A 23397-nucleotide genomic window follows, 5' to 3' on the forward strand; every position below is an offset into this window, starting at 1 on the left:
GCAACGTCGACGGAGCGCCGCGTCACCTCAGTACGGATAATAGTAACCGCGCGGGCCGTAATACGGGTGACCGTAATACGGGCGAACATAGTAGGGCCGCGGTGCGTAGTACACCCGCGGCGGCCCGTAATAGCCGGGGCCGGGATAATAGCCGGGCCCATAGTAATAATAGTCGTCGTTCTGATGCGCGGCGATTGCGCCGAAGGTGCCGATCATTGCACCCATGATGGCCAAGCCGGCGGCTGGATTGCCCCTGTAGACGCGGCGGTAGCGCCGGCGAGCGCTGAGATCGGTCAAATCGCCGGCTGTCGCCGTCGCGACCGCCGGCTTGTTGGCCGGACCCGACACTCGCGCATGGGCCGGCGCCGGCGCGCTTGCCACCACGGCGATGGCCGCGACGGCCGCAATCGCGATTTTTCCACCGGCCGAAGGAGATCGATATTTCCCGCTGAACATGGCATCACCCTTCACTTCACTCATTCCCGAATACAACATGGCCGGGCGTGCAGCTTGACCTGTGTCAACTCAGGACGAACCGGCCGTCCGGCGGCACGTACGCATCCCGCAATCGTGCTTAGACGCGACGTCACGTCTCCTGGTTCAGCCCACCGCCGCATCGATTTCTGCGAACCGATGGCCGCCCGTCGGGAACCAATGGCTGCACACCGATGCCGTCCATCATGCCGTCGGCAACAGGAGTCCTCATGCCTTCCAGACTGACACGCCCATTCTTCAGCGCCGTCGCCACGCTGGCGCTCACCGCTTCGATGGCGAGCGCCGGCGACAGCGCGACCTCGCTGTTCAAGGTGGTGACCGTCAAGGATGAGATCGTCATCGGTCTCAATAGCGAAGAGCTGGCTACGATCGGCGGGAACGATGCCAGCGCCGTTGCGCGCGCATTGGCGCAGAAAGGCGACCTCGCAGCCTGGCAGTACAACGTTCATCGCGGCCCGAACGGCGAGCTGCAGATGGCACCTTCGGCCAAGATTGCTCTGCTGTCGCATGCCTCGCTGCGCGTCGAGCCCTACAGCACCACTTATGTCGTGGCGCCCCATCCCTGAACGAAACGATTGTCCGACCGGCGCTCGTACCGTCGACGACGGAACGAGGCCGGTCGGGCCAGCCGTTAGCTCTCGCCCCGATGGCCCGATCGCACGGCCCCATCGCATGTCCTGGGGACCCTGTCGGTGGAAAACCCGTAGACCACGGCCAGCCGGTCCAGGCACTCCTTGAAGCGGCGGGCGAAATAGTCGTTCCAGCGCTGGCTGGCGAGCCCCCGCTTGTGTCCGACCTGCTCCATGGTCAGGCCGTGCACCAGGATGTCATGGGTAATCGCCGCGCCGTCGGCGCCGAGCTCGCGCTCGGCGCGGTTGAGCCGCAGCACCGCCCGCCTCTGGCCTTCGGTGACCGGCTCGCGCCCGCGGGCGCCGTCAACGTGCTCGCGCGAGGGATCGATCGCCTGCGGGCCTCGCTCGGCCCGCTCCCAATCGTTCTGGAACGCCCGTCCGGCCCGGTATTGGGCGTCATCGAGCTGCTTGTGCGCGTGCAGCCGGCCGAGCGGGTCGCTGCGGACCGATCGCAACGCGACGATCTTTTCGCCGGGCTCAAGCGCCAGCGGGTCGTCGATCTCTACGGGAATCACGTCTGCATTTCGCGGCAGGTCGTGAGCTCTGCGGTCGTGGGTCTTGGACATGCGATGGGGCTTGCTGCGTCGGGGGCGCGCCATGTCTCGTCTCCGGAAAATGAATGGGGTCGGTTCGGGTCGGGCTTGCCGCGCTCTACGCGGCCGCAACCAGCCGCAGGATCAAACGGCCGGCGGGGCGCGAAGCGGTTTCCTCGGGCGGAAGCCGCGTGAGATGGTAATGCGGCGTGCAGTAGCAGGAGCCGGGCTGGCGCGGATGACCGCAAAAAGTGATGGGATCGTCGTCCCGGTCGCCGCCATAGGGGTAGCGGCAATCGTTGCGCTCGAGCTGGTCGAGGGACAGCAGGCGCGGGCTGATGCCGACGCAACGCAGCTTGACGGCCGCCGCGGGTTTCGCCGCGGATGGCATCGGCCGGGCCGCCGCGTCCGGGCTCCGCCGTCCGGTTCGGGACGCCGCGGACATCGGCCGGGGCGTGGATCGCGCGGCTTTCGGCCCGCCCGGCGCGGCCAGCCCGATCCGCTTGCCGCGGCCAAGCGTCGCGTTCCGGGTATAGGCGGTTCCGAACTGCGCATTGAGCGCGCGCGCGATCTCGGCATAGGACCGCCCCTGGGCATGAAGCTCGCACAGCATCTTGGAATGCTGGTCTGGCCAATCTGTGGATTGCATTCTCGCCTCTTCCTTCTGGGTCGGGGCCGCCGGACCCGCCGGCTCACCCGACGGCCAAATCTTCCGATATTCCGAAGAAAAAGTCAAGCTTGAGTTCTGATTATTCGAAACATATAATGTCTTCCGAGATTCGCAAAAGAGGTCAAAGCCATGTTGGACGTTGCCATGATCGAGCGTGCACTCGAGAAGCCAGGAAAGACGAAAGGAGGGTTGGCCCGCGCCATGGGCGTGCGGCCGGGCGCGGTCTCCGAGATCCTCGGCGGCCAGCGCCTGATCAAGGCGGCCGAGATTCCGCTCATTACGGAGTATCTCGAGCTCAATTCCGTCCCCATCATGGGCCGGGTCGGCGCCGGCTCGGTGATCGAGCCCGATTACGAGCAGGTGCCCGTCGAGGGCCTCGGCGAGGTCGCCCTGCCCTTCCCGATCTCCGAGGAGACCATCGCCTTCGAGGTAACGGGCGATTCGATGCTGCCGAAATACGAGAACGGCGATGTGATCGTGGTCTACCGCGAGCAGCGCCACCCGCTGTCGAGCTTCTACGGCGAGGAGGCGGTGGTGCGCCTCAAGTCCGGCGAGCGTTACCTGAAGACGATCGAACGGGGCAAATCGCCGTCCGTGGTCAATCTGAAGAGCTTCAACGCCAAGCCGATCGTGGGGGTCAAGCTGGACTGGATCGGCGAGATCTTCGTCACCCTGCCGCGCGGCCAGATCTCGCGGATCCGCGCCAAGGCGGCCGCCAAGTCGCGCGCCCGCGCGGCAAACAAGTAAGACTCGAGGCCGGATGCAGGGGACGCCGAGGCGCTCCCCCTGCATCCCCTCCCTCCAGGGGAGGGTGGGCACCGCGCCTGTGGCGCCGTCGTGATCAACAATTCTGAGCGACATATGGGGATGTGCGTCCATGGTCTCGCGGCGCCCCAGGCGTCCGAGTGATACAGTGGTCTCACCCTCTTCAAACGAGAGGGTGCAGGGAAGGCCGGACCTCGACTGAGGCCCGTGGCCCGCCTGCTCAAAAAAATGCAGGCGGCAGGTACCACAGGTCCAGCCGGAACGATCCGGCCCTCCCTGCGCGATGGTTTTCACGGCTGCTTCGCGTTCTCCCCGGTGCGCCGGGCTTGTTGGTCACCGTCACCCACGCGGCGCTGTCAGCGCCGGCGCAGGCTTGATACTGGCATCGGAGTATCAGGACCACGCGACTTGACCGTGCGAGCCGATGTTGTTCGTCCGCGCGAATGACCACGCTGCAAACCGGCTCGCCCATCACTCCCCGCCTCCACGTGTCGTGACGACCGCGATACGCCCTCTCCACGAGGCGGGATGCGCCTAGACAATCACGAATTCTGAAAAAGAGAAAGAAGAATTTTTCGGCCCGGCGGGCCGGACCGGGGCAATGCGTTGAAGCCTCGCCCAAAACAAGCGTTTCCGCACACGTCGTCTGCAGGAGATCGAAGGCCATGAAACGGACCATCGTGCGGGCGCATCGACCCTGATTCGCCCGACGGGCGTGACGCCTTGCCACCAGCCGCGCCTGGCGCCCGGATCAGTCCTCGACCCGCAGCTCCTCGCCATCTCTCGCGGAAGGCAGCCCAACTCGAAAGCGCCTGAACGCTGCAATCCTGGATACGACGCAGAGCGACTGGTGGGACAGGCTGGTCTTGCGCTATCTCGGCTCCAAGCGGTGGCCCGCCCCGACGATACACGCGCCCGACAGCGAGCCGGACCTGCTGCGCCGTCGCGTCATCGCCGATATCCGGCCGAGGTCGACGACGTCGCGCAAGCGGATTGATCCCGATCAAGGACCAGACGCCGCGCCAGAGCAAACTCACCATCAACCTGTGGCTGCACAGGCAGGACATGGGGAAACGCCATCATGGGAAACGCCATGCGGAGATATCTTCTTGCCTTTAGCTTGGTGATCGCCGCACTCGGCTTCACGTCGTCGGCGCGTGCGGGATGCTGGCCGAACGAAAACTTCCACCTCGTGTGCTGGCTGGATACCTATGGAACGGCGTGCGAAGCGCATCACGCGCTGACCAGCGTCAGAGCCGTGCTGTATCCGGAGCCGCGCTACTCGTACTATGAATTCGAGGTTTCGCACTGGTGGACGGCCCACAAGACCGTGGCCTGTCCGCCGAATCAAAAGACGACGTTCAGCGGTGTCTGGGACCGGGAAACCGGAAAGGCGGAGGAAACGGCGACCACCGGCATTTCGTCGGTGACGAGGCGAGTCTACTGCAGCAACAATCCCTGGACGGGCCAGGGGCCGCCAACGGTGCCGATCTGCTCATATCCGGCCGATGATCCGAACGTGGGACTGCCCGTCACCTCGGCGATGCTCACGCAAGGCCAGCGAGACGATCTGCTTCGCGTTCAGGAGCCGTTGCATACCCGTTGCCAGCAGATCAAGCCGCTCGAGGACGAGGTGTCGTGGCTGAACGGCCGCCCCATCGTCGAGGTGGTCGCGTCCCACCATGAATATCAGAAGCTCGAATGGCATCTGTGGTTCATGGACTTCGGCGAGTTCGGACCATGGCATGAGGTCGCGGCACCGAAGCCGAAGGGCCCCTTGATCTGGAAGGGCACGACCTATACCGAGCGCCGCATTGCGACATCGAGGCACAGATATTGGCTGAACAAGCCCGGCCGCTGGAAGGTGGTTGCGAAGCCGAAGCCGACCGCGGCGGCGGCGCAGGCGATCCCGATCAGCGTGACCACCGAATGTCCCGGCGCGACGTTCAACGTGCAGTAACGGGCGATGACGCGGTCTTCATGGCGTGCGGGACCATGCTTCCGCACGCCACGCTACATCGCCTGGACTATTTCCGCGGCTGATGCCGGTGTGGTGATCGCCGCGCAGGCCGGGGATCGAGTCGGCGAAGCAAGGGTGGACCGAATCTGCCTTGACAAAATTCTGATTTAAAGAAATAATGGAGCGATCACAGTCAGCCGAAGGCGAACCGGCGCTCCATGCAGTACTTCGTCGTGATGATCGACTACGGCCGGCGCGGACGCGAGGCCGTGGTCGATCCTGAGATGACCCGGCGCGACGTCGTGGCGCGCATCGCGTCGGGCGAATATGCGAACGTCAGCTTCATCCACGAGATCGTCGACCGATCGGTTGCCGACGTCACCGCCGACATCATGTCCGAAGCCGCCCTGCCCGAGATCGATGGGCGGGACGCCGACCTGCAGGCCGCCCGGTTCGATCACCTCCGCGACCTGCGCAAGCACGAGCAGGTTTGATCCGGCTGCGTCAGATCAGACCAGAAAGACGGTCGAGCCGGTCGTCTTGCGTGCCGCGAGATCGGCGTGAGCCCGGGCCGCTTCCTTGAGCGGATAGGTCTGGTTGACCTCGATCTTCACCGCGCCCGATTTGACCACGTCGAACAGCTCGTTGGCCATCGCGACCAGGCTCTCGCGCCTGGCGGCGTAGGTGAACAGCGTCGGCCGGGTCACGAACAGCGATCCCTTCTGGGCGAGCAGCCCGAGATTGAGCGGATCGACCGTGCCGGAGGACTGGCCGAACAGCACGGCGTAGCCGAGCGGCGCGAGGCAATCGAGCGACTTGAGGAACGTGTCCTTGCCGACGGAATCATAGACCACCGGCACCTTCTTGCCGCCGGTGATCTCGCCGACGCGTGCGACGAAGTCCTCCCGCGTATAGATGATGGTGTGCTCGCAGCCGTGGGCCTTGGCGAGTTGGGCCTTGTCGTCGCTGGATACGGTGCCGATGACGTGAACGCCGAGATGCTTGGCCCATTGGCTGAGGATGAGACCCACGCCGCCGGCCGCGGCATGCAGCAGGATGGTTTCGCCCGCCTTCACGCGGTAGGTCTGCCGGATCAGGTACTGGGCGGTCAGGCCCTTGAGCATCATCGCGGCGGCGGTCTTGTCGTCGATCTCGTCGGGCAGCTTCAACAGCAGCGCGGCCGGCATCAGCCGCGCCTCGGAATAGGCGCCGAGCGGGGACGAGCCGTAGGCGACGCGGTCACCCACCTTCAGGTCCGTCACCCCTTCGCCCAGTTCCTCGATCACACCGGCGCCCTCGCTGCCCAGCCCGCTCGGAAGCTGGACCGGATAGAGCCCGGAGCGATTGTAGATGTCGATGAAGTTGAGCCCGACCGCCGTGTGGCGAATGCGCGCCTCGCCGGGGCCGGGCTTGCCGACCTCGATCTGCTCCCAGGCGAGAACCTCGGGACCGCCGGTCTTGTGGAAACGAATGGCGTTCGTCATGGGTTGTCATCCTCCCTGTTCGGATTGCGCGACGCCGCGCCGCCCGGTCGCGCGCCGGCCCCTTGCGGGCCGTTCGAGCCTGTGCTTCTCCGCGACCGAACCTCGGTCTTCCGTAGCCGCAGTCGGCTGGGTTTGGCAATCGGCTTTGCCAGCCGGCACAGGAACAACGATCGCCGTTCCAGCGTTCATCGGCCATAGCGTGGAGTCCGAGCCCATGCCGCCCAAGCGACGCAGCGCAGTAGTCAATCCGGCCATCCTGATCGAGCTGGCCTGCCACACCTTGATGGGCATCGCCATGGGGCTCGGCTTCGCCTTCGGGCTGACCCAACTGGATGCGTTCGGCATCTCGACCCTGATCGCCCACAGTGTCGATCCGCACGTGACGTTCGTGATCTTCGTCGGTGTGTTGACGCTGTCATTTGCCGTCGGCGCGACGATGACGGGCTTCGTGTTCACGATGATGGAGGAGAGATAGAAAGCCGCGCGCCGATGGCTGCATGGGCGCCCGCAATGTCATCAGCGCGTCGCGCAAACCATGCAGATGGAGATCAGGTTCGACCGGCGCGGAGACGACCAGATGGCCGGACTGATCGGTGCAAGCGATCCGCGGCTTCGCGAAGCAGGCTTCAGAGCCGCGGGCGTTGTCGCGCGCCTGGGCGCACGGCCGTCATGAACGGCTGGCTTGCTCTGTTTGCGGCTGGAATGCTCGAGATCATCTGGGCGCTCGGCCTGAAGCATTCCGACGGCCTGACACGCTTCTGGCCCAGCGTCGCGACCGTGACCGCGATCCTGCTCAGCTTCGCGATGATGTCGCTTGCGCTGCGCTCACTGCCGTTTGGCACCGCCTATGCGGTATGGACCGGCATCGGCGCGGCCGGGAGCATCCTCGCCGGCATGGTCCTCTACAGCGAGCCGGCGGATCCGACGCGGCTGTTCTGCCTCACGCTGATCATCACCGGCATGATCGGGCTGAAGCTGAACTCGCCGGTCTGACACCGTCGACGGCCTCCGGCAGGATCGTGACAGCTCGACGCTGCCGAAGACGATGAGGGCGATCACGAACGGCAGCAGGTGATAGAGCGCACGGAAGATCAGCAGCGCCGCGAGCAGCCGCTCCTGATCAACGCCGCCCAGACCCAGCAGGATCGTTGCATCGAACAGGCCGATGCCGGCCGGGGCATGGCTGGCGAATCCAAGCAAGGTCGCGGCGATGAAGACCGCCATCAGCCGCGCGAGGTCGATGCCGAGCTCGGCCGGCATGAGCACATACATTGCCAGCGCCGCGGTGCTGAGCTCGAACAGCCCGACCGCGATCTGCAGCAGCACGGCAGGCCCGGACGGCAGCCGCACCGGCCATCGTCTGCTTCGCCGCCCCGGCCAGCTCCACACCACGAAGGCGGTGACGGCGCAGAGCAGCGCGGCCGCAACGACCCGGTTGAGCGCCGGCGGCCAATACTCCACCCAGCCGAAGGCGTCCGGATCGATCATCAAGCTCAGGCCGAGGGCGGTGAGATTGCCGAGCCAGAAGGTCAGCCCGGTCAGGAAGCTGATATTGGCGATGTCGATCGCCCCGAGCCGGTACGGCGCGTAGATCCGGTATCGAACCAGCGGCGAGATCAACGCGACCGCGCCGATGCCGTGCGCGATCGGATAGCTCGTGAAGCTGCCAAGCGCGGCCGCGCGATAGGGAATGTCGCGGCGGCCGATCGTCCGCAATGCGAACAGGTCGTAGAGCGTGAGGCTGGCGTAGGAGAGGAGGACGAATGCCAGAGCCGCCGCGATCAGATGACGGTCGGTGGCCTCGACGATCGACAGGACATGGGCAAAGTCGAGCTTCTTGACGGCGCGTGTGAGAACGTACACCGCCACAGCCGCGATCGACAGGCTCAAGGCCAGTCCGCCCAGGCTGCGCCACCAGATTCTGCGGTTCGACGGCAGCGGCGGAACGTCGATCAGGTCAGCCATTCAACGTGTTTTCGCTTCAAGCCTGCGCCGGCCGATTCGAGCAGGACGATGGCGCCGTGTGACACACCGATGTGACAGCGGCGTTACCATTGTGCGCTGCCCCCATGCCTTAATTATTTGTTAACGACGGACGATCGTTCACCGCTACCAACACGGCGAGCTGCAATGCAGCACCACATTTGCGATCATTCAAATTTGAATTAATCGCGGACGGGTTCGAGCGTAATGACGTGGACCGTATCAGTACGGATGCATGAAGGTCGCATCTTCGTCACGCGGACTTTCTAAGACGGGTGCGGGACGCCAACATTCGAGGCAGCATGAACGCGGAATTCGAACACGAGCTCACGCCGGACCAATGGGAGACGCTGAAGGCGCTTCGCATTCCCGCGCGTGAACGCCGCAGGCTGAACGGCATGATTGTCGACGAGCTCACCGCATTTGGACTCGTCTCTATGGACAATGGCGCGGCGACACTCACGATGGCCGGCCGCAAGGTGCTCGTCAGGGGATCCTCACGCCTGCTCGATGTCGCAGCCTGATGTTTCGGAGCGCGGCCCGCCCTTCGAAGCGCCGCGCGCCGAACTCACCACATGGATTTCCGCGCGCGCTCGGGCCACTCGCGATCGTACGCCGCGCCGTCGATGTCGTTGGCCGTCATCGCCGCGAGAATCTGCCCCGGCGTCGGCAGTTGCTGCGGATCGACACGCCTATCCGGGTTCCAGAGATCGGCACGAACGATCGCGCGGGCACATTGGAAGTAGATCTCTTCCACCGTCATGATGAGGACGGAGCGCGGCAGCTTGCCTTCCATCCGGAACGACTCCAACAGATCGGGGGCCGTCGACAGATGACCATGCCCGTTCACACGTAGCGTGTTGCCTGATCCCGGAATCAGGAACAGCAGAGCGATCCGCGGGTCGCGCACGATGTTGCGCAAGGAATCCACGCGATTGTTGCCGCGGCGGTCCGGCATCATCAGCGTCTTGTCGTCGTGGATGCGGATGAATCCGGGGAGATCGCCGCGCGGCGAGCAATCGAGACCTTCGGGACCACATGTCGCGAGCGCCACGAACGGCGACTGCTCGATCATGATCCGGTAGTGCGGCGTCACGCGATCGGCCACCTTCGCCGTCGAGGCCAGCCCCGTCTCGCCATAGATCGCCTCGAGCTGTTCAATCGTGGTGACGATCGACATGGCCGCTGCCTCCGTTTGATCCGATCGGTTCTGCGTCAATCGGCCGCTTGATGATGTCCGCAAGCCGGTGACCGTGCGGCTCGGGGTCTCCGACATTGACGATCGTGACATCCGCTACGGCGTCTTCGGTCACCGCGCGGTGGAGACGCTCGCCGATGTCGCCGTCACTCGGACGGTGCCGCTTGCCGAGCCGTTCGGCGAGAACATCCGCGGGCGCGGTGATGGCGACGACGATGACGTTGGCATAATCCCGGCGCGCGGCGGGAATGATCGTTCGCGAGACGTTCACGACGACGGTGCGGCCGGCCAGGATGTCATCCTTGATCGCGCGCGGCACGCCGTAGTCATGACCATGGGCCTCCCAATGCAGCGCGAACTCTCCAGCACTGAGCGCCTCACGAAAAGCGGAGGCGCTCATCTCGAGATTGTCCTCGAAGGCCGAGGCCTCGCGCGTGACGATCCGCCGCGGAAAGACGATCCGGTCATCGCCGGCGCATTCGCGACGCGCCACGTTGAGCAAGGTGTCCTTGCCCGCGCCGCTCGGCCCGACCACCAGGATCAGGCGTCCCGGACCAAGCTTCTCGGATGTCGTCGCTGAGGCAGGCTCGATTCCGCTCATGCCACCCGCAATCCTTCCCGCCAGACGCTGCGCACGACCGACAACTGGCCCGCGACATGAACCCGGATCAGGTCCGCACGCTTGCCCACGGCGATCTCGCCGCGATCATGCAGGCCGACGGCGTCCGCAGGCGCCTTGGTGACGGTGCGGACGGCGGCGGCAAGATCAATGGACGGCACCCGCTGCGGCAATTGCAGCGCGCCCATCAGCAGACTCGACGGCACATAGTCCGACGACAGAATGTCGAGCAGGCCCTCGCGCGCGAGGTCCACGGCTGCGATATTGCCGGAGTGAGATCCGCCGCGCACGACGTTCGGCGCGCCCATCAGGATACTGATGCCCGCCTGGTGAAGGCCCCGCGCGGCCTCCATCGTGGTCGGAAACTCCGCGACCGCGATGCCGTCCTTGATTGCGTCGGCGACGTTCTCCTCCGTCGTGTCATCGTGGCTGGCCAGCGGCACGTCATGGGTCTTTGCCAGCGCAATGATGTCGCGCATGTTCGGCGCCGCGTAGGCCTGCTGATAGGCGAAGCGGCGCGCGAACATCACGTCGAGCTCGGCATCGGTCTTGCCGCCGCTCTTGCCGCGATAGTAGTCGCGCAGCTTGCCTTCGTCGCGAAACTGGCGCTGCCCGGGCGTATGATCCATCAGCGACATCAGCCGCACATCCGGACGCCCCGCCAGTTGCCGCGCCTCCTCGACCACGGTCGGCATCGGCACTTCGCAGCGCAGATGCAGGAAGTGATCGGACCGCAGCAGGCCGCCGTCGCGCGCCGTCGCGATCGCCTCCGCGAGCACATTGGCTTGACCGTCGACGCCCTCGGCGCCTTCCTCGCTCCACACGCGCAGCGAATCCAGCACCGTCGTGATGCCCGCGGTCGCAAGCTGCCCGTCATAGGAAATGACCGCAGCGACGGGGTCCCAATAGACCTTCGGGCGCGGCACGAAATGCGCTTCGAGGTGATCGGTATGCAGTTCGACCAGTCCGGGCATCAGCAGGTCGCCGCCGGCATCCAGGCTGCCGGCCGGCGCAGCCCCTTCGCCCAGTTCCGCGATCCGGCCTCCGGCGATCGCCACCCAGCCCTGCTCGACGACGCGGTCGGCGAGGACCAGCCTGGCATTGCCTATCACGATATCGGACATGTTCGCGCTCATCTGCAATGTCTACCTCTATGCCGCCGCGGCGAATGTCGTGACGTCGACCGTGCGATCCGCAATCTGCGCGCGGATCTCGTCATCATGGACGATCGCGAGCATGGCCACTCCATCCCTCTTCTTTGCCGCGATCAGGTCGACCACGACCGCACGGTTGGCCGCGTCGAGCGACGCGGTCGGCTCGTCGAGCAGCAGCACCGGAAGGTCGGAGATGAAGCCGCGGGCGATATTGACCCGCTGTTGCTCGCCGCCCGAGAAGGTCGATGGCGGGAGCGACCACAGCCGCTCGGGAATGTTCAATCGCCGCAGCAGCGCGCCTGCCCGCCCCCGGGCGTCCTCGCGCGGCAGGCCGGCCGCGATCAGCGGCTCGGCGACGACATCGAGCGCAGGGACGCGCGGCACCGCCCGCAGGAACTGGCTGACATAGCCGATGGTCTGCCGCCTCGCATTGAGGACCAGGCGCGGCTCGGCGCCGGCGAGATCGGTCATCGCGCCCACGTGCCGGACGCCGATGCGTCCGCCATCGCAGCGGTAATTGCCGAAGATCATCTTCAGGATCGACGACTTGCCAGCGCCCGACGGTCCCGACAACACGACGCATTCGCCGGCCTTGACCTGGAACGACACGCCGCGCACCACGGGCAGCGAGATGCCGCCCTGCAGATGCATGGTGAAGGTCTTCTCTGCATTCTCGACATCGATCATCACGGTCATCGCATTGGGCTCTTGCATCATGGCGGCAGGATCGAGGACACGAGGAGCTGTGTGTACGGCTCGCGCGGATCGTCGAGCACCTGGTCGGTGAGGCCGGTCTCGATCACCCGCCCCTCCTTCATGACCATCACACGATGAGACAGCAACCGCGCCACGGCCAGATCGTGGGTCACGACGATGGCGGCGAGGCCGAGTTCGTTGACGAGGCTGCGCATCAGGTCGAGCAGACGCGCCTGCACCGAGACATCGAGCCCTCCGGTCGGCTCATCCATGAACACGAGCCGGGGCTCGGTCACCAGATTGCGCGCGATCTGCAGCCGCTGCCGCATGCCGCCGGAATAGGTCCGCGGCGCATCGTCGATGCGGGCGACATCGATTTCCACGCGCTCGAGCCAGGACGAGGCGGTCTGCCTGATCCGACCATAGTTGTTCCAGCCGACCGCCATCAGCCGCTCACCGACATTGGCGCCGGCGGAGACCGCCATGCGCAGGCCCTGCGCCGGGTCCTGATGGACATAGCCCCAATCGGTTCGGAACAGAAAGCGGCGCTCCGCCTCGCCAAGCCCGGCAAGATCGCGCAGCACGCCGTCGCGCATACGGTAGGACACGCGGCCCAACGTCGGCGCCATTTGCGCCGACAGCATCTGCAAGAGTGTCGATTTGCCCGAGCCGGACTCGCCGACGATGGCGAGCACCTCGCCGGGATAGAGCACGAAGGAGACATCGCGGCAGGCTGCCAGGCGGCCGTAGCTCTTCGCAAGCCCTTCCGCGACGAGCAGCGGCTGATCGGATGCGCTGATCATCTCAGCCATGGGCGCTCTCCTTGTGCGGGGGGACGCTCTGCGCGCCACGATGTCCGGATGCCTGGCGGCCCTCGCAGTAGTCGGTGTCGGAGCAGACGAACATGCGGCTGCCCTTGTCGTCGGTCACGATCTCGTCCAGGTAGGACTCCTCCGCCCCGCACAGCGCGCAGGGCGCGTCGAACTTGTAGCGCGTGAACGGATGGTCCTCGAAATCCAGCGAGACGACCGACGTATACGGCGGAATGGCATAGATTCGCTTCTCGCGTCCCGCGCCGAACAATTGCAGCGCCGGGCAATTGTCCATCTTGGGATTGTCGAACTTCGGCGTCGGCGACGGATCCATCACGTAGCGCGCATTGACCTTGACCGGATAGGCGTAGGAGGTCGCGATGTGACCGAAGCGCGCGATGTCCTCATAGAGCTTGACGTGCATCAGGCCATATTCGGCGAGCGCATGCATGCGGCGGGTCTCGGTCTCGCGCGGCTCGAGAAAGCGCAGCGGCTCGGGGATCGGCACCTGATAGACCAGCACCTGCCCCTCGTGAAGCGGCGCCTCGGGAATGCGATGCCGGGTCTGGATGACGCTCGCCGCTTCCGTCGAGGTCGTGGTGGCGACACCCGCGGTCTTGGCGAAGAACTTGCGGATCGAGATCGCATTGGTCGTATCGTCCGAGCCCTGGTCGATGACCTTGAGTACGTCGTCGGGACCGAGAATGGCCGCAGTGACCTGCACGCCGCCGGTGCCCCAGCCATAGGGCATCGGCATCTCGCGGCTCGCGAACGGCACCTGATAGCCGGGAATCGCGATCGCCTTCAGGATGGCGCGGCGGATCATCCGCTTGGTCTGCTCGTCGAGATAGGCGAAGTTGTAGGCCGGCGCGTTCATTCCGCAGCTTCCTTCAATTCGGGAGCGGCATTGGCCTCGGCGAACTCCCGGCGCAGCTTGCGCAGCAGGCCGAGCTCGGACTGGAAGTCGACATAATGCGGCAGCTTCAGATGCTCGACGAACCCGGTCGCCTGCACATTGTCGGAGTGCGACATCACGAACTCCTCGTCCTGCGCCGGTGCAACCATGTCTTCGCCGAGCTCGCGCGCGCGCAGGGCACGGTCGACCAGGGCCATCGACATCGTCTTGCGCTCGCTCTGCCCGAAGGCGAGGCCATAACCGCGGGTGAAGCACGGCGGCTCGGTCGCCGACCCCTTGAACTGGTTCACCATCTGGCATTCGGTCAGCTCGACCGATCCGAGCGGCACCGCGAAGCCGACCTCCTCGGCCACGAACTCGACCTCGACGTCCCCGAAGCGGATTTCGCCGGCGAAGGGATGGTTGCGGCCATAGCCGCGCTGGGTCGAGTAGCCGAGCGCGAGCAGGAAACCCTCATCACCGCGTGCGAGATTCTGCAGCCGCAGATCGCGATCGGCGGGAAAGCTCAGGGGATCACGGGTGAGATCGCCGACCGGCGCGCCAACCTCGGCTTGCGGCGACGGCTCGATCAGTCCGTCCTGACCGAGAATATCGGTGACACGTGGCGTCGGCGCATTCGGCGCCTCGGCACGGGCCGGCAGCTCCGGCTCGACGCCGGCCGCCAACTGCGGATCGAGCAGCCGATGCGTATAGTCGAAGGTCGGCCCGAGCACCTGGCCGCCGGGAATGTCCTTGAAGGTCGACGAGACACGCCGCTGCACCCGCATTGCGCCGGTATCGACCGGCTCGCTCGCGCCGAAGCGCGGCAGCGTCGCGCGGAAGGCGCGCACCAGAAAGATCGCCTCGATCAGATCACCGCGCGCCTGCTTGATCGCCAGCGCCGCGAGCTCGCGATCGTACAGCGAGCCTTCGCTCATCACGCGATCGACGGCGAGCCCCAACTGCTCGGAGACCTGCGCCAGCGACAGCTCCGGCACATCGCGATCACCCCGGCGCTCATGCGCCAGCAGCCGGTGCGCGTTCTCGATGGCGCGCTCGCCACCCTTGACGGCAACATACATGCCTCACTCTCCTGCGGAAACGAGCCGGGTCGTTCGCGGGATGGCGACGATGGACGAGCCATCGACCAGCACGACGTCGACACCACGCGGAAACAGCCTCTCATTGATCGACAGCCGCTCGAACAGGTCAGTCGGCGCGACCGTCGCACGGAACGATGTCGTCCCGTCGATGCCCGGACCACGCAGCTCGAACGCCGGACCTCTGGACAAGCTCGGCACCTGCAGGACCAGCGTCGTCGAGCGATCGGGATATTCGGCACTGCCGAGCGCGAATGAAGTCAGATCGGGAAGCGTTTCCGGGTCCGCCGCGACCGCAAAGCAGGCGAGCGCCCCGTCGGCGACGATCGGCGCCCCCGTATGAAACTTGAGCCAGGCGCCGACCTCGGACGTGCCGGCGAGCGGCGCATCAAGCCAGATTGGCGTATCGTGATCGAACAGGGTCAACGCGATCGCGGCGGCACCTGGCATCAACGACGACGGCCGGCCGACATTGCCCTCGACCTGTCGCAGACTTCCCGGACGCGCCATGGCCTCCATGACGATACGGAAGGTGGATTGCGCGGACAGCACATTGTCGGCGAAGCCGGGCTGCAGATCGGAAGCGGCGGCACCCATCAGCCTTCTCCTCGCACCATCGTATAGAAATCGACACGCGTGGCCGCAGCCTGCTCCGCGCGGTGGGCCCGCGATGCACGCATCTGCGCCTGCAGCGGTGCGACCACCTGCGTCTCGATCGATCGCACATGGCTTGATGACTGGATCATCGCGTCACACAGCGCGATCAGGCGCGCCTTGTCGGCGTCACGTCCCAGCACATAGCCAAACCCGACCTCGCCGCTCTCGAGCCGCACCGCGGCGCGCGACACCGTCGCCTCGCCGACATTGAACGGCGCACCGTCGCCGCCGATCCGTCCCCGCAGCATCACCAGGCCATTCTCCGCCGGACGAAGATCGCGATACTCAGGCACCGCGAGGTCATTCAGCCTGGCGCGGATGTCCGCATGCGAGGCATGCGCCAATACCCGCATAGCCGCCCTGCGCCGGTCCTGCATCGTGGTCTCGCCGTCCATCGTCATCCCGATCTTGCCGTCTCGAAGTTGTCTATGTTAATAGACAACTTCGTAGCGAAGCGCCATGACTGTTTGATGACATGGGCGTGATTTCAGGCCGGACAGCGGAGAGCCGTGGATGAGCATGCAAGGCGCCGACTCGGGCGTGGCGCTGTGGCGGCGGGTGGCCGACGGCATCGAGCGCGACATCGCCGACGGCCGCTTCGCGGCCGGAACGCGCCTGCCCGGCGAGACCGAAATCGCCGAAACCTATCGCGTCAACCGTCATACGGTGCGTCGCGCGCTCGCGACCTTGGCGGAGCGCGGCCTCGTGCGCGCCGAGCGCGGCAGCGGCACCTATGTCGAAGCGCCTCGTCTGTCATATCCTCTGAGATCGCGCACCAGGTTCTCCGAGATCGTGGGGGCCGGCGGGCGCGAGCCGCGTGGACAGCTGATCGCAGCGTCCGAAGAGCCCGCGACGCGCGAGCTCGCGCGCGAGCTGCGATTGAAGACGGGCGCACCATTGGTGCGGATCGAGGCGCTGCGTCTCGCCGACAAGACGCCGATCTGCGTGAGCACATCCTGGCTGTCGGCCGAGCGTTTCCCCGAGGCCGGCCACATCTTCGCGTCGGTGCGCTCGATGACCGCCTTGCTCGCCCATTACGGCATTCGCGACTATCGCCGCGGCGCGACCAGAATCACGGCGGCGATCGCCGACGCGAGCGACGCCGCGCGGCTCGACCTCGCGCTTGGCCGTCCGGTGCTGGTGGTCGACAGCACCGATGTCGATGCCGACGGGACGCCGCTCGTCAGCAAGCGCTCGCGTTTCGCCGCGGAGCGCGTGACGTTCGAGGTGGAGAGCTAGACCAGACGTCCGCTACTCCCCCGTGCGCGCTCAGTCGATGAGCGAGCCGTCCTGATTGAAGAACGGATGCGGCCCGTCGAAATCGCCGATCGGCACCTGATGGGTGACGACCGTTCCGAAGCCCGGTCCTGGAAACCAGGCATGAAGGTGAAAGGCCGGCGGCTCGACCCGGAAGGATGGCGGGCGCAGCTCGGCCAGATCGAGCGCGACGGCATGGTTCGGCGCTGGACAGATCGTGCAGGGAATGCCCGCAAACCGGGTCAGCGTCGCGCGATGAACGTGACCGCATCCGATCAGTTGCACCCGCGGATGGCGCGCGAGGATCGCCGCGAGATCGTCGGCATTGCGCAGGTTCTGCCGGTCCATGTGCCAGATGCCGGTGGTGAATGGCGGGTGGTGCAGGAACAGCAGGGCCGGCCTTTCGCTGGAGGTGGACAGCCTGGCATCGAGCCATTGTAGACTCGCCTCGTCCAATTCGCCATGCGGATGGCCGGGCACGCTGGAATCGAGCAGAAGCAGATCGAGACCGGCCAGTTCCACATGCTGGTTCAGTGGCGCCGACTGCTCATGAGCAGCGCCGGGAAACGCCGCGCGCATCAGTTCGCGGGAATCGTGATTGCCTGGTACGGCGGCGAATGGAATCTCGAGGCCGGCAAGAAGATCTTTCAGATGATCGTACTCGGCCGGCGACGGCGTATCGGCGAGATCGCCCGAGATCACCACCAGATCGAGCTTCGGCGCGAACCGGTTGAGCTCCATGATGCAACGGGCCAGCGCACGCGCCGTATCGACGCGGCGGTAGGCGAGCCGGCCGGGCGCCTTGATGTGCAGGTCGGAGATCTGAGCAATGGTGACGGGGCTCTTGGTCATCGGCTGATCAACCCTTCTCCGGCAGCAGACGAATGGACCCGGGCGCAATCCGCAGGCCGATCCGCTCGCCCGCAGCGACCCTGATCGTATTCGGCGCGTCCACGGTCAGTGCGATCGAGGCGGCATCGCGGACAACGATCCGCTGCCGGTCGCCGGCAAAGCGGACGCTGTCGACGACGCCGGTCAGACTCGATGCCGCGGCGTCGACGATCGCGATCGTTTCCGGCCGAACCATCGCCACCGCCAGGTTGCGTGGACCGGGATCCGCGATCGGCTGCCGGCCTCCCGGCAGAACGAGCTGGCCGCCGTCGAGCGGCGCCTCGATGATGTTGGCCGCGCCGACGAACTCCGCGACGAAACGATCGGCCGGCGCAAAATAGACCTCTTGCGGCGTCCCGATCTGGGCGATCGCGCCCTTGCGCATCACGACGATGCGGTCGCCGAGCTCCATGGCTTCAGCCTGATCATGCGTGACGTAGATCGCCGTGATGCCGAGCGTGCGCAACAGGCCGTTGAGCTCGCCGCGCAGGCGCTCCCGCAAGGCGGCATCGAGTGCGGTGAGCGGCTCGTCGAGCAGCAGCACGCTCGGGCGGATGGCGACTGCGCGCGCCAGCGCGACGCGCTGACGCTGACCGCCCGAGAGCTGATCGATGCGCCGGTCTTCAAGACCGCCCAGATTGGTCAGCGCGACCAGCTCGGCGACGCGCGCGGCGCGCTCCGGCTTGGCCACGCGGCGGATCTTGAGCCCGTAGCCGATATTGTTCGCGACCGTCATGTTGGGGAACAGCGCGTAGGACTGGAACACCATGCCGACATTGCGCTTCTCGATCGGCTGTCGCGTCAGATCCCTGCCGTCGAACAGCACGCGCCCGCCCGCATCGGGCGTTTCGAGCCCGGCCACGATCCGCAGCAGCGTGGTCTTGCCGCAACCGGACGGCCCCAGCAGCACCAGCGTCTCGCTCTGCGCGATGTCGAGCGTGGCGCGCGCGAGCGCGCACGTCCCGTCGGCAAAGGTCTTGCCGCAATTCTCCACCTTGAGGGCGGCTCCATGCCGGGTCATCGTGCTCACCGCAGGCTTCCTCTCTCGCCGACCCATTGCATGGCCACCAGCAGCGGGATGATCATGACGAAGAAGATCAGCGTGTAGGCGGATGCGACCTCGAGCCGCATCGATGCGTAGCTGTCGGCGAGACCGACCGGCAGTGTCTTGGTCAACGGCGTATGCAACATCCAGGTCAGGTTGAACTCTCCAAGAGATAGTGTCACCACCATGAGGCTGCCCGCCAGGATGCCGGGCGCGGCGTTGGGAACGATGACGTCGATGAAGCGGCGCCATGGCGCGGCTCCGACCGATGCGGCGCCTTCGTCGAGCGATGTCACGTCGATCGTCGAGAACACCGCCATGACGGACCGCACCATGAACGGCATCGTGAAGATCACATGGCCGACGAGGATGAACAGCCACGAGCGACGGAAGCTTCCGGCCCCGCCATAGGTGAGCAACAGCGCCAGCGCGATGGCGAGCCCGGGAATCGCGAGCGGCAAGGTGATGATCTCCTCGACCAGCCGCGCCAGCCGTCCGCCGCGAACGTACAGCGCGTAGGCCGCGGGAACACCGACCACGAGCGTGACCGCCAGCGTACCCAGCGCGATCAGGATCGACGCCATGATCGTGCCCGCGTAGAGCTCCCAGACCTGGGCCACCCACTGCAAGGTCACGCCGGACTGAATGCCGCGGAAGTAGTTGACGGTCACACCCGCCACGATCGAAAGGCCGGCCGGCACGGCCAGGAAGGCAGCGACCAGCAATGTGAACAGCAGTTGAAGGATGAAGATGGCTCTGTCGCGCACGTGCCTACCCTGCCGCTGCCACGGAGCTGCCGGCGAAGGAGCGCGCCAGTGCCAGCATCAGCCAGGTCATCAGGCCAAGCCCGACCGAGAGCGCCGCCGAGGTGGCAAGGTTTCCGGCCAGCGTGAACTCCGTGTAGATCAGCATCGGCAACACGTCGATGTTCGTGGCCAAGGTGAATGCCGTTCCGAACGCGCCCATCGCCGTCGCGAACGCGATCGCGCCGGACGCGATCAGCGCCGGCGTCAAGGCCGGCAGGATCACGTCGCGCAGCACGGCCCAGGGGCCGGCGCCGAGCGAGCGCGCGGCCTCCTCCAGGCCCGGATCCAATTTCTGCGCGGCAGCCATGATCGTGAGGATCACCCGCGGAATCGAGAAATAGAGATAGCCGAGGAACAGCCCGTAGATCGAATAGGCGAATACGAGCTTGTCGCCGGTGAGCCGGGACGAGATCTCGCCGATCAGCCCCTGGCGGCCAGCCAAAAGGATGATCATGAAGCCGACCACGACGCCCGGGAACGCGAGCGGAAACGTCAGGATCGCGACCAGGAGCGCGCGGCCGGGAAACCGGTGACGCTGCAGGAACAGGCCGGCGATCGTCGCGATGACCAGGGTCGCGATCGTGGTGGCCGCCGCCAGCGCCAGCGTGTTGAGAAGTGTCGTGCGGTAGCGCGGCTCGAGGATGATCGCGAGATATTCGGCCAGACCGTGCGGTCCCTCGGCGCCGGTGACGAGCAGCCTCGCCATCGGAAGCAGGAAGAAGGCCGCGGTGACGGCTGCCAATGGCAGCAGGCAGAGCCGGACGAATGAACTGTGCGACATGTGATCAAGTGCGCCTCCGCCGGATCCTCTCCGGCGGAGGCGCGGTGCTCCTTCAGCGGACTTCGGACAGATAGCGATCGACGAAGCCCTTTTGCGCGGCTTCCATATCGCCCCAGTTCACGCTCTTGGCGCGGGCGTAGTCGCTGTCCGGCAGGAACTTGTTCTTCACCGCGTCCGGCAGCTCGATCGGTCGCGCCGGGCGCAGATAGGCATTGGTCCAGATCGCCTGGCCCTTGTCGGAGAGCAGATAGTCGATCACCTTCTTCGCCTTGTCCTTGTCGGGTGCGTTCTTCACCAGGCCGACGACGTAGGGGAAGACCACCGAGCCTTCGCAGGGAATCACGAACTCGAAATTGCCCTTCTCGGTATATTTCGCGCGGTAGGCGTTGAAATCGTAGTCGAACAGGATCGGGATCTCGCCCGAGACGACACGCGCGTAGGACGTCTGCTTTGGCACAATCGGATCGTTCTTGCGCAGGTCCTTGAAGAACGTGACGGCAGGTTCGAAATTCGCTTGCGAACCGCCGAGCGCGAGATTGACGGCGACGGCGCCGACATAGCCGACGGCAGCCGAGCTCGGGTCGAGATAGCCGACCAAGCCCTTGTAGTCCGGCTTGAGCAGATCCTTCCAGCAGGCCGGGACCGGCTTGCCGCCAAGCGCATCCTTGTTCACGAACAGGCCGAGCGTACCGGAGTGGATCGTGGTCCAGTAGCCATCCGCATCCTTCAAGCCGGCGGGGACCTGATCCCAGTTCGCCGGCTTGTAGGCCTCGAGCGCGTCCTGCGTCTTCGCCTTCATTCCGAAGGTGACTCCGAAATAGCCGATGTCGCCGACTGGGTTGCTCTTCTCGGCAAGGATCTGCGCCAGCGCCTGGCCGGAGTTCTTGTTGTCGTGCGGAATGTCGTAGCCGAGATCGGTCTTGATCGCCTTGAGCATCGAGGCCCAGTCGGCCCATTCCGGCGGGCAGTTGTAGCAGATGACGTCCGCAGCCTTGGCCGGCTGCCACGATGCGGCGACGCACAGCGCGAGCAGCGCGAGAACGAGGCGGGTGAGCTTCATGAAGATAGACTCCGTATTCCTGGCATCACGGCCAGTTCCGGAGCTTCCCCTAAAGGCGGCACATGAAGGATTTGCGACACCGGGTGCAGCACACACAGCGGACGCCGCACCCTGCTCGTTCGTAGGCAAACGATCGCAACCTTCGGATGCCACGCCCTTCAAGCGATGGCGCGGCGGCCGATGATCGCAAAGCGCAGCTTGCCCGAGATCCAGTCGATCGCAGCCACCGCCACAAGGATCATCAGGATCAGGAACGACACCTTCTGCCATTCCAGCACGCGGATCTGCTCGGCGAGTTGCAGCCCGATCCCGCCGGCGCCGACGATGCCGATGATCGTCGCCGAGCGCGTGTTGGATTCGATGAAGTAGAGCACCTGGCCGGCAATCACGGGAAGAACCTGCGGCAGGAGGCCGAAGCGGATCTCATGCAGCGCGCTGCCGCCGGCTGCACGAACGCCCTCGACCTGGCGCCGGTCGGCCCCCTCGATCGCCTCCGAGAACAGCTTGCCCAACGCGCCGAAGTCGGACACGGCAATCGCGAGCACACCGGCGAACGGACCGAGTCCAACGACGTTGATCCAGACCAGCGCCCAGATCAGCGTATCGACGCCGCGGATGCTGTCGAACAGCCGCCGTACCGGAAAGCGGAAGATTGCGGACGGGACGATATTGCGCGCCGCGAGCAGGCTGACGGGCAGCGCGAGCACGGCCGCGAGCATCGTGCCGAGCATGGCAATCGACAGCGTCTCTCCCATCGATTTCAGATAGGTCGGAAGCGACGCGCCGGGATCCGGCGGCAGCATCATCAGGGTGATCCAACCGAGTTGACTGATGCCCGTCAACAGCCTCGTCGGCGAGAAGCCGAGCTCGACGAGGCCGAACACGAAGATCCCCATCGCGGCAACGGCCACCAGCGGCGTCGCCAGACGGGCGGACGCCGGCCGCTCGAACACGCCTGGGTATCGCGATCGCAGCGCGGCGGTATCGATCTCGTCCAGCTTTCGCATCATGCCCGGCCTTCGCTGCCGAAGAGACGGCTGCGCAGCAGCCCCGTGCCAATATCGATGACAAACACCGTCAGGATGATCAGAACGAGGATCGCGCTGACGTCGGAATAGTAGAACTTGCGGATCGCGACGACGAGCTCCTGGCCGATGCCGCCCGCACCGACGAAGCCCATCACCGACGCCTCGCGGACGTTGATCTCGAACCGCAGCAACGTGTAGCTCGTGTAGCCTGCGACGACCTGTGGCAGGACGGCAAAGCGCATGCAGGACAGCCAGCCGGCACCGGTCGCGCGGACTCCCTCGACCGGCTTCATGTCGACGTTTTCGACGACCTCCGAAAACAGCTTGCCGAGCGCACCGCAGGAGTGGATCGCGATGGCGAATACGCCGGCCATTGGCCCCAATCCGAAGGCCATGACAAAAATCAGAGCGAACACGATGCCCGGCACCGTGCGGGCAAACTCGAGCAGGCGCCGGACCGCGAAGCGCAGCCAGGACGCAGGAGAGGTGTTCTCGGCCGCGAGGAAATTCAATGCAAACGCCAGGACAGCACCGAGCATGGTTCCGACATAGCTGATCAGGATCGTCTCACCGAGAAGCCGCGTCCATTTGCGCAGGCCCCAGAACCATTCCGGCAGGTTGGTCCACACCCGGTGTCCGTCGTCGAGCGTGAAGAGCCGGTCGAAATAGCTGAGGAAGTTGCCGAGATAGGTGACGAGCGTTCGGAGGTTGACCTCCGAACCGATGGCTGAAACGAACAGCACGAGGCCGCACGCAACCAGCACGACCACTGCACGCAGACGCTTGCGCGCCACCGCTTTGCGGTAGGCGCGCTGCAAAGGTTCGAGCTGCTGTTCAGGCAGGATGGCGACGGCTGACGACATGTTTGCCGGTGCA

29 protein-coding genes are annotated in these 23397 nt (G+C 65.5%); 8 read left to right on the top strand and 21 right to left on the bottom strand.

Features of this window, described 5'->3' with window-relative positions; genetic code table 11:
- Positions 1–27: 27 nt before the first annotated feature.
- Positions 28–456 carry a hypothetical protein gene (locus ACQR2C_RS00735; protein ID WP_434880218.1) on the bottom strand — a complete coding sequence of 143 codons (429 nt, stop codon included), beginning with the start codon at positions 454–456 and terminating at the stop codon, positions 28–30.
- 248 nt (positions 457–704) lie between these two features.
- On the opposite strand from ACQR2C_RS00735, the gene ACQR2C_RS00740 reads away from it, so the two are divergent.
- Complete coding sequence (locus ACQR2C_RS00740) at positions 705–1061, top strand: hypothetical protein (protein WP_316180018.1); 357 nt, start codon at positions 705–707, stop codon at positions 1059–1061.
- A gap of 65 nt (positions 1062–1126) precedes the next feature.
- Here the strand turns inward: ACQR2C_RS00740 and ACQR2C_RS00745 are convergent, their stop codons facing one another.
- Together ACQR2C_RS00745 and ACQR2C_RS00750 are read right to left on the bottom strand one after the other, a co-directional pair.
- Entirely contained in the window at positions 1127–1726 is a 600-nt protein-coding gene (locus tag ACQR2C_RS00745) for a DUF6456 domain-containing protein (protein ID WP_316216966.1), read from the bottom strand.
- Positions 1727–1778: 52 nt separating this feature from the next.
- Positions 1779–2309: a GcrA family cell cycle regulator gene (locus tag ACQR2C_RS00750; RefSeq protein WP_316216967.1), complete on the bottom strand. Its 531-nt coding sequence runs from the start codon at positions 2307–2309 to the stop codon at positions 1779–1781.
- Positions 2310–2459: 150 nt separating this feature from the next.
- On the opposite strand from ACQR2C_RS00750, the gene ACQR2C_RS00755 reads away from it, so the two are divergent.
- A complete protein-coding gene (locus ACQR2C_RS00755; protein ID WP_315713004.1) occupies positions 2460–3077 on the top strand; it encodes a LexA family transcriptional regulator in 618 nt (205 codons plus the stop codon).
- 238 nt (positions 3078–3315) lie between these two features.
- Here ACQR2C_RS00755 and ACQR2C_RS00760 read toward each other — a convergent pair whose 3' ends face one another.
- Positions 3316–3762 carry a hypothetical protein gene (locus tag ACQR2C_RS00760; RefSeq protein WP_434880219.1) on the bottom strand — a complete coding sequence of 149 codons (447 nt, stop codon included), beginning with the start codon at positions 3760–3762 and terminating at the stop codon, positions 3316–3318.
- 426 nt (positions 3763–4188) lie between these two features.
- Between ACQR2C_RS00760 and ACQR2C_RS00765 the strand changes: the two genes are divergently transcribed.
- A complete protein-coding gene (locus tag ACQR2C_RS00765) occupies positions 4189–5055 on the top strand; it encodes a hypothetical protein (protein ID WP_315803623.1) in 867 nt (288 codons plus the stop codon).
- Between the two features lie 218 nt (positions 5056–5273).
- Entirely contained in the window at positions 5274–5549 is a 276-nt protein-coding gene (locus ACQR2C_RS00770) for a hypothetical protein (RefSeq protein WP_434880220.1), read from the top strand.
- Positions 5550–5564: 15 nt separating this feature from the next.
- Here ACQR2C_RS00770 and ACQR2C_RS00775 read toward each other — a convergent pair whose 3' ends face one another.
- Positions 5565–6539, bottom strand: a complete 975-nt coding sequence (locus tag ACQR2C_RS00775; RefSeq protein ID WP_315803625.1) for a quinone oxidoreductase family protein — start codon at positions 6537–6539, stop codon at positions 5565–5567.
- Positions 6540–6753: 214 nt separating this feature from the next.
- On the opposite strand from ACQR2C_RS00775, the gene ACQR2C_RS00780 reads away from it, so the two are divergent.
- The 3 genes from ACQR2C_RS00780 to ACQR2C_RS00790 all read left to right on the top strand — a co-directional run bounded on the left by ACQR2C_RS00780 (position 6754) and on the right by ACQR2C_RS00790 (position 9046).
- Positions 6754–7014, top strand: a complete 261-nt coding sequence (locus ACQR2C_RS00780; RefSeq protein ID WP_316180014.1) for a hypothetical protein — start codon at positions 6754–6756, stop codon at positions 7012–7014.
- A 194-nt stretch (positions 7015–7208) separates the two neighbouring features.
- A complete protein-coding gene (locus ACQR2C_RS00785; RefSeq protein WP_316180013.1) occupies positions 7209–7532 on the top strand; it encodes a DMT family transporter in 324 nt (107 codons plus the stop codon).
- 1292 nt (positions 7533–8824) lie between these two features.
- Positions 8825–9046 (top strand): hypothetical protein, encoded by a 222-nt coding sequence (locus ACQR2C_RS00790; protein WP_316180012.1) that lies wholly within the window; start codon positions 8825–8827, stop codon positions 9044–9046.
- 44 nt (positions 9047–9090) lie between these two features.
- Here ACQR2C_RS00790 and ACQR2C_RS00795 read toward each other — a convergent pair whose 3' ends face one another.
- From ACQR2C_RS00795 to phnG, 9 genes are read right to left on the bottom strand one after another with little or no spacing between them, the layout of a single operon-like run.
- Complete coding sequence (locus ACQR2C_RS00795) at positions 9091–9702, bottom strand: pyridoxamine 5'-phosphate oxidase family protein (protein WP_434848511.1); 612 nt, start codon at positions 9700–9702, stop codon at positions 9091–9093.
- On the bottom strand, positions 9680–10321 hold the full coding sequence (gene phnN / locus ACQR2C_RS00800; RefSeq protein WP_434880221.1) for a phosphonate metabolism protein/1,5-bisphosphokinase (PRPP-forming) PhnN: 642 nt from the start codon (positions 10319–10321) through the stop codon (positions 9680–9682). The genes ACQR2C_RS00795 and phnN overlap by 23 nt, the downstream gene beginning before the upstream one ends.
- Complete coding sequence (locus ACQR2C_RS00805) at positions 10318–11475, bottom strand: alpha-D-ribose 1-methylphosphonate 5-triphosphate diphosphatase (protein WP_316180007.1); 1158 nt, start codon at positions 11473–11475, stop codon at positions 10318–10320. The genes phnN and ACQR2C_RS00805 overlap by 4 nt, the downstream gene beginning before the upstream one ends.
- A gap of 15 nt (positions 11476–11490) precedes the next feature.
- Complete coding sequence (phnL, locus tag ACQR2C_RS00810; RefSeq protein WP_434880222.1) at positions 11491–12189, bottom strand: phosphonate C-P lyase system protein PhnL; 699 nt, start codon at positions 12187–12189, stop codon at positions 11491–11493.
- Between the two features lie 17 nt (positions 12190–12206).
- Positions 12207–13001, bottom strand: coding sequence for a phosphonate C-P lyase system protein PhnK (gene phnK / locus ACQR2C_RS00815; protein WP_316238952.1), 795 nt, complete (start codon positions 12999–13001; stop codon positions 12207–12209).
- Complete coding sequence (locus tag ACQR2C_RS00820) at positions 12994–13878, bottom strand: alpha-D-ribose 1-methylphosphonate 5-phosphate C-P-lyase PhnJ (protein ID WP_434880223.1); 885 nt, start codon at positions 13876–13878, stop codon at positions 12994–12996. The genes phnK and ACQR2C_RS00820 overlap by 8 nt, the downstream gene beginning before the upstream one ends.
- The gene (locus tag ACQR2C_RS00825; protein WP_316180001.1) at positions 13875–14978 is read right to left on the bottom strand and encodes a carbon-phosphorus lyase complex subunit PhnI; all 1104 of its coding nucleotides are present in this window, start codon (positions 14976–14978) and stop codon (positions 13875–13877) included. Before ACQR2C_RS00825 ends, ACQR2C_RS00820 begins: the two co-directional genes overlap by 4 nt.
- Before the next feature lie 3 nt (positions 14979–14981).
- Positions 14982–15593, bottom strand: a complete 612-nt coding sequence (gene phnH, locus ACQR2C_RS00830) for a phosphonate C-P lyase system protein PhnH (RefSeq protein ID WP_434880224.1) — start codon at positions 15591–15593, stop codon at positions 14982–14984.
- Positions 15593–16048 (bottom strand): phosphonate C-P lyase system protein PhnG, encoded by a 456-nt coding sequence (gene phnG / locus ACQR2C_RS00835; RefSeq protein WP_434847960.1) that lies wholly within the window; start codon positions 16046–16048, stop codon positions 15593–15595. The genes phnH and phnG overlap by 1 nt, the downstream gene beginning before the upstream one ends.
- Before the next feature lie 118 nt (positions 16049–16166).
- Here phnG and phnF point away from each other — a divergent pair, with 118 nt between their 5' ends.
- Positions 16167–16892 (top strand): phosphonate metabolism transcriptional regulator PhnF, encoded by a 726-nt coding sequence (phnF, locus tag ACQR2C_RS00840; RefSeq protein WP_316179998.1) that lies wholly within the window; start codon positions 16167–16169, stop codon positions 16890–16892.
- 30 nt (positions 16893–16922) lie between these two features.
- On the opposite strand, the gene ACQR2C_RS00845 is transcribed toward phnF, so the two are convergent.
- The 7 genes from ACQR2C_RS00845 to phnE (ACQR2C_RS00875) all read right to left on the bottom strand — a co-directional run bounded on the left by ACQR2C_RS00845 (position 16923) and on the right by phnE (ACQR2C_RS00875) (position 23384).
- Positions 16923–17762, bottom strand: a complete 840-nt coding sequence (locus tag ACQR2C_RS00845) for a phosphodiesterase (protein ID WP_315803636.1) — start codon at positions 17760–17762, stop codon at positions 16923–16925.
- A gap of 7 nt (positions 17763–17769) precedes the next feature.
- A complete protein-coding gene (locus ACQR2C_RS00850) occupies positions 17770–18822 on the bottom strand; it encodes an ABC transporter ATP-binding protein (RefSeq protein ID WP_434880470.1) in 1053 nt (350 codons plus the stop codon).
- A gap of 5 nt (positions 18823–18827) precedes the next feature.
- Positions 18828–19613 carry an ABC transporter permease gene (locus ACQR2C_RS00855; protein ID WP_316179992.1) on the bottom strand — a complete coding sequence of 262 codons (786 nt, stop codon included), beginning with the start codon at positions 19611–19613 and terminating at the stop codon, positions 18828–18830.
- A 4-nt stretch (positions 19614–19617) separates the two neighbouring features.
- Positions 19618–20433, bottom strand: coding sequence for an ABC transporter permease (locus ACQR2C_RS00860; protein ID WP_315803639.1), 816 nt, complete (start codon positions 20431–20433; stop codon positions 19618–19620).
- 52 nt (positions 20434–20485) lie between these two features.
- Positions 20486–21493, bottom strand: coding sequence for an ABC transporter substrate-binding protein (locus ACQR2C_RS00865; RefSeq protein ID WP_434837741.1), 1008 nt, complete (start codon positions 21491–21493; stop codon positions 20486–20488).
- A gap of 158 nt (positions 21494–21651) precedes the next feature.
- A complete protein-coding gene (phnE, locus tag ACQR2C_RS00870) occupies positions 21652–22500 on the bottom strand; it encodes a phosphonate ABC transporter, permease protein PhnE (protein ID WP_315803797.1) in 849 nt (282 codons plus the stop codon).
- Complete coding sequence (phnE, locus tag ACQR2C_RS00875) at positions 22500–23384, bottom strand: phosphonate ABC transporter, permease protein PhnE (protein WP_315803641.1); 885 nt, start codon at positions 23382–23384, stop codon at positions 22500–22502. The genes phnE (ACQR2C_RS00870) and phnE (ACQR2C_RS00875) overlap by 1 nt, the downstream gene beginning before the upstream one ends.
- Between the last annotated feature and the right edge of the window lie 13 nt (positions 23385–23397).

This window comes from Bradyrhizobium sp. HKCCYLRH3061, from assembly GCF_051168015.1.
In the GTDB taxonomy this organism is placed as follows: Bacteria; Pseudomonadota; Alphaproteobacteria; order Rhizobiales; family Xanthobacteraceae; genus Bradyrhizobium.